The organism is Enterobacter sp. 725m/11 (assembly GCF_011683705.1).
In the GTDB taxonomy this organism is placed as follows: domain Bacteria; phylum Pseudomonadota; class Gammaproteobacteria; order Enterobacterales; family Enterobacteriaceae; genus Enterobacter; species Enterobacter bugandensis.
The window spans coordinates 1-13,291 of record NZ_JAAQOK010000053.1; the positions used below are offsets into that span (position 1 = coordinate 1).

At 57.7% G+C, this 13,291-nt stretch carries 11 protein-coding genes; 9 read left to right on the plus strand and 2 right to left on the minus strand.

All coding sequences use genetic code 11. The features are described from left to right. From HBA26_RS18985 to HBA26_RS19020, 8 genes are all read left to right on the plus strand, one after another. Positions 1–578 (plus strand): YecA family protein (locus HBA26_RS18985; protein WP_166720984.1); only part of this gene is annotated, 578 nt, incomplete at its 5' end. 31 nt (positions 579–609) lie between these two features. After that, positions 610–1,923: a Xaa-Pro aminopeptidase gene (gene pepP / locus HBA26_RS18990; RefSeq protein ID WP_028014332.1), complete on the plus strand. Its 1,314-nt coding sequence runs from the start codon at positions 610–612 to the stop codon at positions 1,921–1,923. Next, entirely contained in the window at positions 1,920–3,098 is a 1,179-nt protein-coding gene (gene ubiH / locus HBA26_RS18995; protein ID WP_041908350.1) for a 2-octaprenyl-6-methoxyphenyl hydroxylase, read from the plus strand. The genes pepP and ubiH overlap by 4 nt, the downstream gene beginning before the upstream one ends. Before the next feature lie 12 nt (positions 3,099–3,110). Beyond that, positions 3,111–4,313, plus strand: a complete 1,203-nt coding sequence (ubiI, locus tag HBA26_RS19000) for an FAD-dependent 2-octaprenylphenol hydroxylase (RefSeq protein ID WP_047364506.1) — start codon at positions 3,111–3,113, stop codon at positions 4,311–4,313. 397 nt (positions 4,314–4,710) lie between these two features. Further along, positions 4,711–5,805, plus strand: a complete 1,095-nt coding sequence (gene gcvT / locus HBA26_RS19005; protein WP_088204240.1) for a glycine cleavage system aminomethyltransferase GcvT — start codon at positions 4,711–4,713, stop codon at positions 5,803–5,805. 23 nt (positions 5,806–5,828) lie between these two features. Further along, positions 5,829–6,218 (plus strand): glycine cleavage system protein GcvH, encoded by a 390-nt coding sequence (gene gcvH / locus HBA26_RS19010; protein ID WP_008499718.1) that lies wholly within the window; start codon positions 5,829–5,831, stop codon positions 6,216–6,218. A 118-nt stretch (positions 6,219–6,336) separates the two neighbouring features. Then, positions 6,337–9,210 (plus strand): aminomethyl-transferring glycine dehydrogenase, encoded by a 2,874-nt coding sequence (gene gcvP / locus HBA26_RS19015; RefSeq protein ID WP_041908353.1) that lies wholly within the window; start codon positions 6,337–6,339, stop codon positions 9,208–9,210. A 68-nt stretch (positions 9,211–9,278) separates the two neighbouring features. After that, positions 9,279–10,022 (plus strand): SDR family oxidoreductase, encoded by a 744-nt coding sequence (locus HBA26_RS19020; protein ID WP_126344930.1) that lies wholly within the window; start codon positions 9,279–9,281, stop codon positions 10,020–10,022. A gap of 61 nt (positions 10,023–10,083) precedes the next feature. Here HBA26_RS19020 and bglA read toward each other — a convergent pair whose 3' ends face one another. Continuing rightward, positions 10,084–11,517, minus strand: coding sequence for a 6-phospho-beta-glucosidase BglA (bglA, locus tag HBA26_RS19025; protein ID WP_126344931.1), 1,434 nt, complete (start codon positions 11,515–11,517; stop codon positions 10,084–10,086). 116 nt (positions 11,518–11,633) lie between these two features. Continuing rightward, positions 11,634–12,365: a MurR/RpiR family transcriptional regulator gene (locus HBA26_RS19030; protein WP_126345023.1), complete on the minus strand. Its 732-nt coding sequence runs from the start codon at positions 12,363–12,365 to the stop codon at positions 11,634–11,636. A 265-nt stretch (positions 12,366–12,630) separates the two neighbouring features. Between HBA26_RS19030 and HBA26_RS19035 the strand changes: the two genes are divergently transcribed. Next, complete coding sequence (locus HBA26_RS19035; RefSeq protein WP_028014324.1) at positions 12,631–13,290, plus strand: hemolysin III family protein; 660 nt, start codon at positions 12,631–12,633, stop codon at positions 13,288–13,290. The last annotated feature ends 1 nt before the right edge of the window (position 13,291 follow it).

Below are 13,291 nucleotides of genomic sequence, written 5' to 3' on the forward strand. Positions count from 1 at the left end.
TGTCTATACAGAACGAAATGCCTGGTTACAAGGATTTAAACCAGTTACTGAACCAGCAGGGAGTCGGTCTTACCCCTGCCGAAATGCACGGTCTGATCAGCGGCATACTGTGCGGCGGAAACAGCGACAGCTCATGGCAGCCGCTGATCCACGACCTCACCAACGAAGGGCTGGCGTTTGGCCACGAACTGGCGGAAGCGCTGCGAAAAATGCACGCGGCAACCAGCGATTCGCTGGAAGACGATGGCTTCCTTTTTCAGCTTTATCTGCCTGAAGGCGACGATGTCAGCGTCTTCGATCGCGCCGATGCGCTCGCGGGGTGGGTAAACCACTATCTGCTTGGCCTGGGCGTCACCCAGCCTAAGCTTGATAAAGTCACCGGCGAAGCGGGTGAAGCGATTGACGATCTGCGCAACATCGCCCAGCTTGGCTACGATGAAGAGGAAGATCAGGAAGAGCTGGAAATGTCTCTCGAAGAGATCATCGAGTACGTGCGCGTGGCGGCGCTGCTGTGCCACGACAACTTTACGCGCTCGCAGCCGACCGCGCCGGAAGTTCGCAAGCCAACCTTACATTAAGAAAAATAACGCACAGGAGGGTGTCATGGTTATCTCGCAACAAGAGTATTTGCGCCGTCGTCAGGCGCTGCTGGCAAACATGCAGCCGGGAAGCGCGGCGCTGATTTTTGCCGCGCCGGAAGTGACGCGCAGCGCCGACAGCGAATACCCCTATCGCCAGAGCAGCGATTTCTGGTACTTCACCGGCTTCAACGAGCCGGAAGCGGTGCTGGTGCTGATTAAGAGCAATGACACCCACAACCACAGCGTGATTTTCAACCGCGTACGAGACTTAACCGCTGAGATCTGGTTTGGCCGCCGCTTAGGGCAAGAGGCCGCCCCGGAAAAGCTGGGCGTTGACCGCGCGCTGGCGTTTAGCGAAATCAACCAGCAGCTCTATCAGCTGCTTAATGGCCTCGACGTGCTCTACCACGCGCAGGGCGAATACGCCTACGCCGATGAGATTGTTTTCAACGCGCTGGAAAAACTGCGTAAAGGCTCGCGGCAGAACCTGTCCGCGCCCGCAACCCTCACGGACTGGCGTCCGGTGGTGCACGAGATGCGTCTGTTCAAATCTGAAGAAGAGCTGAACGTGCTGCGCCGTGCGGGCGAAATCAGCGCCCTGGCGCACACCCGCGCGATGGAAAAATGTCGTCCCGGAATGTTTGAATACCAGCTGGAAGGCGAAATTCACCACGAATTTAACCGCCACGGCGCGCGTTATCCCTCCTATAACACCATCGTTGGCGGCGGGGAAAACGGCTGCATTCTGCACTACACCGAAAACGAAAGCGCGCTGCGCGACGGCGATCTGGTGCTGATTGACGCCGGTTGCGAATATCAGGGCTACGCGGGCGACATCACGCGTACCTTCCCGGTGAACGGCAAGTTTTCGCCAGCGCAGCGGGCGATTTATGACATCGTTCTCGAATCTCTCGAGACGGCGCTGACGCTGTATCGCCCGGGCACCTCCATTCAGGAAGTGACCGGTGAGGTGGTGCGCATCATGATTACCGGGCTGGTTAAGCTTGGGATCCTCAAAGGGGATGTCGATACCCTGATTACCGAGAATGCTCACCGCCCGTACTTTATGCACGGCCTGAGCCACTGGCTGGGGCTGGACGTGCACGACGTGGGTGCGTACGGCCCTGAACGTTCGCGCGTGCTTGAACCGGGCATGGTGCTGACCGTCGAGCCGGGCCTGTACATCGCGCCGGATGCCGACGTGCCAGAGGAATACCGCGGAATTGGCATTCGTATTGAAGACGACATCGTCATCACCGAAACCGGCAACGAAAACCTGACCGCGAGCGTGGTGAAAAAAGCGGATGATATCGAGGCGCTGATGGCAGCGGCGCGCGTATGAGCGTGATTATCGTTGGCGGCGGCATGACTGGCGCCACGCTGGCGTTAGCCATCTCGCATTTGACGAAGGGGCAGCTTCCGGTGCATCTGGTTGAAGCCGTCGCGCCGCAGGCGAAGAATCACCCTGGGTTTGATTCCCGCGCCATTGCCCTGGCGCAGGGCACCTGCCAGCAGCTATCCCGCATTGGCATCTGGCAGGCCATCGCCGACTGCGCTACCGCCATTAATACCGTGCACGTGAGCGATCGCGGTCATGCCGGGTTTGTGACGCTGGATGCCCATGATTACCGTATTGACGCGCTGGGTCAGGTTGTTGAACTGCACGATATTGGCCTGCGCCTGTTCCGCCTGTTGCAGGACGCGCCGGGCGTCACGTTGCACTGCCCGGCACGCGTTGCCAGCTTCACCCGCAGTGAAGACGCGGTCAGCGTAACGCTGGACAATGGCACCGTGCTTGACGGACAGCTTCTGGTGGCGGCTGACGGGTCGCGCTCGGCGCTCGGCACCCAGTGCGGCGTAGAGTGGCGGCAGCAGCCTTACGGGCAGGTCGCGGTCATCGCGAACGTCTCGACCGCAGCAGAACACAACGGCCGGGCGTTTGAGCGCTTCACCCAGCACGGCCCGCTGGCGATGCTGCCGATGACGGGCGGGCGCTGCTCGCTGGTCTGGTGCCACCCGCAGGAAAAGGCCGAAGAGGTTAAATCCTGGTCCGACGAACGTTTTTGTACCGAGCTGCAGAAAGCCTTTGGCTGGCGGCTGGGGCGTATTACCCATGCCGGGAAGCGTGCGGTCTATCCGCTGTCGTTAACCACGGCATCACAGTCTGTTTCTCACCGCGTGGCGCTGGTCGGCAACGCGGCGCAAACCCTCCACCCCATCGCCGGGCAGGGCTTTAACCTCGGCCTGCGGGATGTGATGAGCCTGGCCGAAACGCTTTCGCAGGCGTGGAGCGAACAAAAAGACTGTGGCGCTTACCCGGTGCTAAGCCATTACCAGACGCGACGTCAGGCCGATAAAGAGGCGACAATTGGCGTCACCGATGGTTTAGTCCATCTCTTTGCCAATCGCTGGGCGCCGCTGGTTGTTGGTCGCAACCTCGGGCTGATGGCGATGGAACTGTTCATTCCGGCACGTGACGTGCTGGCGCAGCGGACCCTGGGTTGGGTCGCGCGTTAAGGAGTTATCACTGTGCAAAATGTTGATGTTGCCATCGTTGGCGGCGGAATGGTTGGGCTGGCGCTGGCCTGTGGATTACAGGGCAGTGGCCTGCGCGTGGCCGTGCTGGAGCAAAAGCAGCCCCAGCCTGTCGCATCAGATGCTCCGCCGGAACTCCGCGTGTCGGCGATTAACGCGGCCAGCGAAAAGCTTTTGACGCGTCTCGGCGTCTGGTCAGATATCGTCGCCCAGCGCGCCAGCTGCTATCACGGCATGGAAGTGTGGGACAAAGACAGCTTTGGCCATATTGCCTTTGATGATGAAAGCATGGGCTATAGCCATCTGGGGCACATCGTTGAAAACGCGGTGATCCACCACGCGCTGTGGCAGAAAGCAGAGCAGTGCAGCGACGTGACGCTGGTTGCGCCTGCGCAGATCCAGCAGGTGGCCTGGGGCGAAAACGAGGCGTTTATCACCCTGCAAAGCGGCGACATGCTGACCGCGCGTCTGGTGGTCGGTGCCGACGGCGCTAACTCCTGGCTGCGCAACAAGGCTGATATCCCGCTAACGTACTGGGATTACCGCCATCATGCGATGGTGGCAACGATCCGTACTGAAGAGCCGCACGGCGGCGTTGCGCGGCAGATTTTCCACAACGACGGCATACTGGCGTTCCTGCCGCTTGCCGATCCGCACCTGTGCTCGATTGTCTGGTCCCTGGTGCCGGAGAAAGCGCAGCAGATGCAGGATGCGACGCCGGAGGCCTTTAACCAGGCGCTGTGCGTGGCGTTTGATAACCGCCTTGGCCTGTGCACGCTTGAAAGCGAGCGGCTGGTTTTCCCGTTAACCGGCCGCTACGCGCGTCAGTTTGCCGCGCACCGCCTGGCGCTGGTGGGGGATGCGGCCCATACCATTCATCCGCTGGCCGGGCAGGGCGTTAACCTCGGCTTTATGGACGCGGCGGAACTGGTGGAAGAACTGCGTCGCCTGCACCGTGAAGGTAAAGATATCGGCCAGCATCTGTATCTGCGTCGCTACGAGCGCAGCCGCAAGCACAGTGCGGCGATGATGCTGGCAGGAATGCAGGGCTTCCGCGAGCTGTTTGCCGGGGCAAATCCGGCGAAAAAACTGCTGCGCGATATCGGCCTCAAGCTGGCCGACACCCTTCCCGGCGTCAAACCTCAACTTCTTCGTCAGGCAATGGGTCTTAACGATCTTCCCGACTGGTTACGCTAACCTCGATCCCCGTCACACTTTATTTTCCCGGCCTCTGCGTCGGGGAAATCCCCTCGTTTGAAATATTCTAATTCCACGCCATTTTTCGCATTAGTTATTCTCATGTCGTGATTTTTACGTGACGGAAATTCGGCCCGTTTTTCCGCACGAAATATCACCATGTGCTAAATCCTGTTAGATCATTGTTAATTTTGTGCGGGGTTAATCGCATTTTTCCAGTGAATAACTCTGTAGGCTTTTCAGCGTTTTTTGGTCATAAGCTAATGTGATGACCCGTTTTACCTTATGGTTAACCGCCGGTTTCGGTGGTAAGTTCAGGTAAAAGAGAACGTTTGCGTCGGCATTCGGGAACGAGGCCGATACCGGGTTTCACGGTGAATTTTTCAACGAGGACAAGATGGCTCAACAGACTCCTTTGTACGAACAGCACGTGTTATGCGGCGCCCGCATGGTGGACTTCCATGGCTGGATGATGCCGCTGCACTACGGCTCGCAGATTGATGAGCACCACGCGGTGCGCACCGATGCCGGTATGTTCGACGTGTCCCACATGACGATTGTCGATCTGCGCGGTAGCCGCACCCGGGAGTTTTTGCGTTATCTGCTGGCAAACGACGTCGCCAAACTGAAGACGCCGGGCAAAGCGCTCTATACCGGCATGCTGAATGCCTCGGGCGGCGTGATTGATGACCTTATCGTCTACTACTTCACCGAAGATTTCTTCCGCCTCGTTGTAAACTCCGCCACCCGCGAAAAAGACCTCTCCTGGATCACCCAACACGCCGAACCTTATGCCGTCGACATCACCGTCCGTGACGATCTGTCGCTGATCGCCGTGCAGGGGCCGAACGCGCAGGCAAAAGCCGCGTCTCTGTTCAGCGACGAGCAGCGCACCGCCACCGAAGGCATGAAGCCGTTCTTCGGCGTGCAGGCGGGGGATCTGTTTATCGCCACCACCGGCTATACCGGTGAAGCGGGCTACGAAATTGCGATGCCGAACGAGAAAGCTGCCGATTTCTGGCGTGCGCTGGTAGAAGCGGGCGTGAAGCCTGCGGGCCTGGGCGCGCGCGATACGCTGCGTCTGGAAGCGGGGATGAATCTCTACGGTCAGGAAATGGATGAAGGCGTCTCTCCGCTGGCGGCCAACATGGGCTGGACCATCGCGTGGGAACCGGCTGACCGTGATTTTATTGGCCGTGAAGCGCTGGAGATGCAGCGCGAGAAGGGTACCGACCAGCTGGTTGGCCTGGTGATGAAGGAAAAAGGCGTGCTGCGCGGCGAGCTGCCGGTGCGCTTTACCGATGCTGACGGCAATCATCGCGAAGGCGTGATCACCAGCGGTACCTTCTCCCCGACGCTGGGCTACAGTATTGCACTGGCTCGCGTGCCGGCAGGCATTGGCGAAACGGCGGTAGTGCAAATCCGCAACCGCGAAATGCCGGTCCACGTGACCAAACCGATTTTTGTTCGCGCCGGTAAGCCGGTCGCCTAACTATTTTTATCAGGAGAACTTCAATGAGCAATGTGCCAGCAGAACTGAAATACAGCAAAGAACACGAGTGGCTGCGCAAAGAGGCGGACGGCACTTACACCGTAGGGATCACCGAGCACGCGCAAGAGCTGCTGGGCGACATGGTGTTTGTTGACCTGCCTGACGTGGGCACGACCGTTAGCGCGGGCGACGACTGCGCCGTGGCGGAGTCCGTAAAAGCGGCGTCTGACATCTATGCACCGGTAAGCGGTGAGATTGTTGCGGTCAACGACGCGCTGAGCGATTCGCCAGAACTGGTCAACAGCGAGCCTTATGAAGGCGGCTGGATCTTCAAGATCAAAGCCAGCGACGAATCGCAAGTTGCCGCGCTGCTGGATGCAACCGCGTACGAAGCACTACTGGAAGACGAATAACGTTGTGCCGGATGGCGCTGCGCTTATCCGGCCTACAGGGCCCGGTAAGCGGTAGCGCCACCGGGCAACAGCGTTACAGATAACTACGATTCACTGCACGTATCAGGAACCATCGCTCATGACACAGACTTTAAGCCAGCTTGAAAACCGTGGCGCCTTCATTGAACGTCACATTGGGCCGGATGCTCAGCAACAGCAGGAGATGCTGAAGACGGTTGGCGCGGATTCATTAGACGCACTGATCGGCCAGATTGTGCCAAAAGACATCCAGCTTGCCACGCCGCCTCAGGTAGGGGAAGCCACCACGGAGTTCGCCGCGCTGGCGGAGCTGAAGGCTATTGCAGGCCTCAACAAGCGCTATAAGTCTTACATTGGCATGGGCTACACCAACGTGCAGTTACCGCCGGTTATCCTGCGCAACATGCTGGAAAACCCGGGCTGGTACACCGCTTACACCCCTTATCAGCCAGAAGTCTCCCAGGGGCGTCTGGAAGCGCTGCTGAACTTCCAGCAGGTGACGCTGGATCTGACCGGTATGGATATCGCTTCCGCCTCTCTGCTGGATGAAGCGACCGCCGCTGCCGAAGCGATGGCGATGGCAAAACGCGTAAGCAAGCTGAAAAATGCTAACCGCTTCTTCGTGGCGGCGGACGTGCATCCGCAGACGCTGGACGTGGTGCGCACCCGTGCAGAAACCTTCGGCTTTGAGGTGATCGTCGACGACGCCGACAAAGTGCTGGATCACCAGGACGTCTTCGGCGTGCTGCTGCAGCAGGTGGGTACCACCGGCGAAGTTCACGACTACGGCGCGCTGATTGCCGAGCTGAAATCCCGCAAAGTGGTTGTCAGCGTTGCCGCCGATTTTATGGCGCTGGTGCTGCTGACGGCGCCGGGCAAACAGGGCGCGGATATTGTATTCGGCTCCGCGCAGCGCTTCGGCGTGCCGATGGGCTACGGCGGCCCGCACGCGGCGTTCTTCGGCGCGAAAGATGAATTCAAACGCTCCATGCCAGGCCGTATCATTGGCGTGTCAAAAGATGCTGCCGGTAATACCGCGTTGCGCATGGCGATGCAGACCCGCGAGCAGCATATCCGCCGCGAGAAAGCGAACTCCAACATCTGTACTTCCCAGGTACTGCTGGCAAACATCGCCAGCCTGTATGCGGTGTTCCACGGTCCGGCTGGCCTGAAACGCATTGCCAGCCGCATTCACCGCCTGGCCGATATTCTGGCCTGCGGCCTGCAGCAGAAGGGCCTCAAGCTGCGCCACGCGCACTACTTTGACACCCTGTGCGTGGAAGTGGCAGACAAAGCCGCCGTGCTGGCGCGCGCGAATGCAGCAGAAATCAACCTGCGCAGCGACATCCACAACGCTGTCGGCATTACGCTGGATGAAAGCACCACTCGCGACGATATCCTGAACCTGTTCAGCGTGTTGCTGGGCGACGCTCACGGTCTGGACGTTGATACGCTCGACAAAGAGGTCGCGCTCGACAGCCGCTCCATTCAGGAAAGCATGCTGCGCAATGACGCGATCCTGACTCACCCGGTGTTCAATCGCTATCACAGCGAAACCGAGATGATGCGCTATATGCACTCTCTGGAGCGCAAGGATCTGGCGCTGAACCAGGCGATGATCCCGCTGGGCTCCTGCACCATGAAGCTGAACGCTGCGGCAGAGATGATCCCGATTACCTGGCCTGAATTCTCCGAACTGCACCCGTTCTGCCCGCCAGAACAGGCGGAAGGCTATCACATGATGATCAACCAGCTTTCAGACTGGCTGGTGAAGCTGACCGGTTATGACGCGCTCTGCATGCAGCCGAACTCCGGCGCGCAGGGTGAATACGCGGGCCTGCTGGCGATCCGTCACTATCACGAAAGCCGTAACGAAGGCCACCGCGATATCTGCCTGATCCCAAGCTCCGCCCACGGCACCAACCCGGCCTCAGCCCAGATGGCGGGCATGGAAGTGGTGGTGGTCGCGTGCGATAAGAACGGCAACATCGATTTGGCCGACCTGCGTGCGAAAGCCGAGCAGGCGGGCGACAAGCTCTCCTGCATCATGGTGACCTACCCGTCCACCCACGGCGTGTACGAAGAGACCATCCGTGAAGTGTGCGAAGTGGTGCACCAGTTTGGCGGTCAGGTATACCTCGACGGCGCGAACATGAACGCTCAGGTGGGCATTACCTCTCCGGGCTTTATCGGCGCGGACGTGTCGCACCTGAACCTGCATAAAACCTTCTGCATTCCGCACGGCGGTGGCGGCCCGGGCATGGGACCAATCGGTGTGAAAGCGCACCTGGCGCCGTTTGTGCCGGGCCACAGCGTGGTGCAGATTGAAGGCATGCTGACCCGTCAGGGCGCGGTCTCTGCGGCACCGTTCGGTAGCGCATCAATCCTGCCAATCAGCTGGATGTACATCCGCATGATGGGCGCGGAAGGGCTGAAGCAGGCGAGCCAGGTGGCTATTCTGAACGCCAACTACATTGCGACTCGCCTGAAGTCCGCCTTCCCGGTGCTCTATACCGGCCGCGACGGTCGCGTGGCGCACGAGTGCATTCTGGATATTCGTCCGCTGAAAGAGCAGACCGGCATCAGCGAGCTGGATATCGCCAAGCGTCTGATCGACTACGGCTTCCACGCGCCAACCATGTCGTTCCCGGTTGCGGGGACGCTGATGGTGGAGCCGACCGAGTCTGAAAGCAAAGCCGAGCTGGACCGCTTTATCGACGCGATGCTGGCCATCCGCATGGAGATCGACCGCGTGCAGGACGGCGAATGGACGCTGGAAGATAACCCGCTGGTCAACGCCCCGCACACCCAGCACGAGATGGTGGCAGAGTGGAACCACGGTTACTCCCGCGAGCTGGCGGTCTTCCCGGCAGGCGTGGCAAACAAATACTGGCCGACCGTGAAGCGTCTTGATGACGTTTACGGCGACCGTAATCTGTTCTGCTCCTGCGTGCCGATGAGCGAATACCAGTAATTATTTGCCATACTGTAGGCCGGGTAAGCGTAAGCGCCACCCGGCTTTTTTTTATCTGGAGGTTGTGAATGGCAATTGCACTGGTCACCGGCGCGAGCCGGGGCATTGGGAAAGCCACCGCGCTGCAGCTGGCACGTGAAGGCTACACCGTGGCGGTGAACTATCACCACAACATTAAAGCCGCGACGGATGTTATCAATCAGATCGTTGAGGCCGGCGGTAAAGCGTTTGCCGTGCGTGCGGACATCAGCGATGAAGCTCAGGTGCTGGCGATGTTTGACAGCATCGATCGTGAAGGTGAGCCGCTTCGCGCGCTGGTCAATAATGCAGGCATTCTGTTTGAGCAATCCACCATTGAAAATCTGTCCGCAGAGCGCATTAACCGCGTGCTGGCGACCAACGTCACGGGCTACTTTCTCTGCTGTCGTGAAGCGGTGAAACGCATGTCCATCAAGCATGGCGGCAAGGGCGGGGCGATTGTGAATGTCTCTTCCGCCGCGTCTCGTCTGGGCGCGCCGGGTGAGTATGTCGATTACGCTGCTTCCAAAGGCGCGGTTGATTCGCTGTCAACCGGGCTATCGCTGGAGGTGGCGGCGCAGGGTATCCGCGTGAACTGCGTGCGGCCTGGGCTGATTTATACCGATATCCATGCTTCCGGCGGAGAGCCGGGGCGAGTGGATCGCGTGAAATCGTTACTGCCGATGCAGCGCGGCGGCCAGCCGGAAGAGGTGGCGCAGGCGATTGTCTGGCTGCTGAGCGAGAAGGCGTCTTACGTGACGGGCAGTTTTATCGAGCTGGCTGGCGGGAAGTAAACCCCTCATGCTAACCCTCTCCCCAAAGGGGAGAGGGGATCAAGCGTAATGGCGCCCAGCGTTAAAGTTTCTCGCCGTTGCTGGCAATCACGCCTTTATACCACTCGAAGCTCTTCTTACGGGAGCGCGACATGTCGCCCGTGCCGTCGTCGTGCTTGTTGACGTAGATAAAGCCGTAGCGCTTGCTGTACTGACCGGTGGTGAACGACACGCAGTCGATGCAGCCCCACGGCGTATAGCCCATCAGATCCACGCCATCATGCGTGACGGCTTTGATCATCTCTTCCACGTGGGCACGCAGGTAGTCGATGCGATAGTCATCGTTGATGCTGCCGTCTTCTTCCACCTTATCGTAGGCGCCGAAGCCGTTTTCAACGATAAACAGCGGCTTCTGGTAACGCTCGTACAGTTCGCACAGGGAATAACGCAGGCCCACCGGGTCAATCTGCCAGCCCCAGTCGGACGCCTTCACGTGCGGGTTCGGCACGCTGCCTTCGAAGCCGGAAATGGCGTCACCTGTGCCGCCTTCCGCCTTCACCGCGTTGGTCATGTAGTAGCTGAAGCCTAAGTAGTCGCAGGTACCTTCACGCAGGATCTGCTCGTCGCCCGCCTCCATTTTGATGGAAAAGCCGCGGCGCTCCCACTCGTTCAGCACGTAGGACGGGTAGTAACCACGCAGCTGGACGTCGGTAAAGACATAGCGCTCGCGCATGGATTCCTGGGCGAACATCACGTCTTCAGGCTTGCAGGAGAACGGATAGAGCGCCACCATCGCCAGCATGCAGCCGACTTTCATCTCCGGGTTGATGCGGCGCGCGGCTTTCACCGCCAGGGCGCTGGCCACAAACTGATGGTGCAGCACCTGGTACATGGTCTCTTCCGGGTTGTCATGTTCGGTGTAGACCACGCCCGAGCAGCAGTAGCCGAACAGCGGGGCGCGCCAGTTGCGCTGGTTGTTGATTTCGTTGAAGGTCATCCAGTATTTGACCTTGTGCTTGTAGCGCTCAAACACCACTTCCGCGAAGCGCACGAAGAAATCGACCACTTTGCGGTTGGTCCAGCTACCATACTCCTGCACCAGGTGCAGCGGCATTTCGAAGTGGGAGAGGGTGATCACCGGTTCGATGTTGTACTTCAGCAGCTCATCGAACATGTCGTCGTAAAACTTCAGCCCTTCTTCGTTTGGCTGCGTTTCGTCACCTTTCGGGAAGATGCGCGTCCAGGCGATAGAGGTACGGAAACACTTGAAGCCCATCTCGGCAAATAGCTTGATGTCTTCTTTATAGTGGCCGTGGAAGTCGATGGCTTCGTGGTTTGGGTAGTATTTACCCGGCACCACCTCCTGCGTGATTTCGCGCGGCACGCCGTGCGCGCCGCCGGTCAGCACGTCGCAAATGCTTGGCTCTTTGCCGCCTTTGTTCCAGCCGCCTTCAACCTGATGAGCGGCAACAGCGCCGCCCCATAAAAAATCTTTCGCTAAGGTTATTTTTTTCATCGCTGCTATTCTCAATAAATGGCTTATTGGCATTGAGTCTAGCAAAGCGAAATTGAATGTCACGATATAACAATTTGCGAAAATTGTGATTTGTCACATCGAAAAAACAGGGTGTTTTATTCCGTCAGTTTTTTCGCCAGCTTGCGTCCGAGAGATTCCAGAATATAAATGACGGGAATTTGCGTGGTGATATCGTAGACGCCGCCAATTCGCGTCTGGGGAACGTGCCAGGAGAGATTAAAGTCCGCCAGTTTTGCCAGGCGCGAGTGCTCGTGGCTGGTGATAGAGAGCACCTTGCAGTGATGCAGGCTGAACTGGCTGGCGAAGCGCAGGATCTCCTCGGTTTCGCCCGAGACGGAGAGCACAATCGCCAGCGCATTTTTAGCCATATCATTGGTGACCGGGAAATAAGGGTCATCAATATGATTACTGAATTTACCAATATTTGAAAAGAAGCGTGCACCATATTTGGCCAAAGAGCCTGACGTGCCCGCCCCGACAAATATAATTCGCTCGGAAGACAAAATGATATTTACCGCGTCATTTAATAGCGCGTCGAACTCTTCATTATTCACGCTTTTAAAGAATCTGATAATTTCGCTGGCGCCGAAATTCGCCTGCTGGGGCTCGTTCTGCTCAAGATAGAGCTTAAAGCGCACGCGAAATTCAGAATACCCTTCACAGTTGAGCTTGCGGCAAAAGCGCAGGATAGTGGTGGTTGAGACGCCGGCCGCATCCGCCAGCTCGCGGATGGTCATGTACATCACTTTGTCCCGGTTTTTGATGACATAGTTGTAGACCATCATTTCCAGGTTATTGAGACTGGCAATGGCGGAGTGGGTGAACATACTCACAGTGGCAAAACTCTCATTCAGACCTCATTTATCCATCATATCATGCAGCCAGACGGCAGGAGCCAATTTTATGTCATTGATTAGTAACGCTTAAATTTTTATGTGAACAAATGTCAGGTGAATTATTTATTTATGTGTTTGATTTTTATTGTAAAAATTTACTTTAAAATTATTTTAGCTAACAGGTGTTCACTGGAATCATTCTCAGTTAGCATAGTCATGCGATGAATAATCATCTTTAGTTTTCCCGGAGTTTAGTATGGCGAGCAGACCATTAATCGCACAGGGATATTCGCTGGCTGAGGAAGTAGCCAACAGCATTAGCCACGGCGTTGGCCTGGTGTTTGGGATTGTCGGTTTAGTGTTATTGCTGGTACAGGCGGTGGATACCAATGCCAGCGCGATGGCCATTACCAGCTATAGCCTGTATGGCGGAAGTATGATCCTGCTGTTCCTGGCCTCGACGCTCTATCACGCGATTCCGCATCAGCGGGCCAAAATATGGCTTAAGAAATTTGACCACTGCGCTATCTATCTGCTGATTGCGGGTACCTATACGCCTTTCCTGCTGGTGGGGCTAAACTCACCGCTGTCGCGCGGCCTGATGATTGTTATCTGGAGCCTGGCGCTGCTGGGGATCCTGTTTAAGCTGACCATTGCGCACCGGTTTAAAGTGTTGTCGCTGGTCACCTATCTGACGATGGGCTGGCTGTCGCTGATTGTGGTGTATCAGCTGGCGATTAAGCTGGCGGTCGGCGGGGTAACGCTGCTGGCGGTGGGCGGTGTGGTCTACTCGCTGGGCGTTATTTTCTACGTCTGCAAGCGCATCCCATACAACCATGCCATCTGGCACGGCTTTGTGCTGGGCGGCAGCGTGTGCCACTTTTTGGCGATTTATTTGTACGTGGGGCAGGTTTAGT

Bases quoted from the DNA above. Each gene is read 5' to 3' on its own strand.
- gcvT (WP_088204240.1), top strand. From the start codon at position 4,711: ATGGCTCAACAGACTCCTTTGTACGAACAGCACGTGTTATGCGGCGCC.
- gcvH (WP_008499718.1), top strand. From the start codon at position 5,829: ATGAGCAATGTGCCAGCAGAACTGAAATACAGCAAAGAACACGAGTGG.
- gcvP (WP_041908353.1), top strand. From the start codon at position 6,337: ATGACACAGACTTTAAGCCAGCTTGAAAACCGTGGCGCCTTCATTGAA.
- HBA26_RS19020 (WP_126344930.1), top strand. From the start codon at position 9,279: ATGGCAATTGCACTGGTCACCGGCGCGAGCCGGGGCATTGGGAAAGCC.
- ubiH (WP_041908350.1), top strand. From the start codon at position 1,920: ATGAGCGTGATTATCGTTGGCGGCGGCATGACTGGCGCCACGCTGGCG.
- HBA26_RS19030 (WP_126345023.1), bottom strand. From the start codon at position 12,365: ATGTTCACCCACTCCGCCATTGCCAGTCTCAATAACCTGGAAATGATG.
- bglA (WP_126344931.1), bottom strand. From the start codon at position 11,517: ATGAAAAAAATAACCTTAGCGAAAGATTTTTTATGGGGCGGCGCTGTT.
- HBA26_RS19035 (WP_028014324.1), top strand. From the start codon at position 12,631: ATGGCGAGCAGACCATTAATCGCACAGGGATATTCGCTGGCTGAGGAA.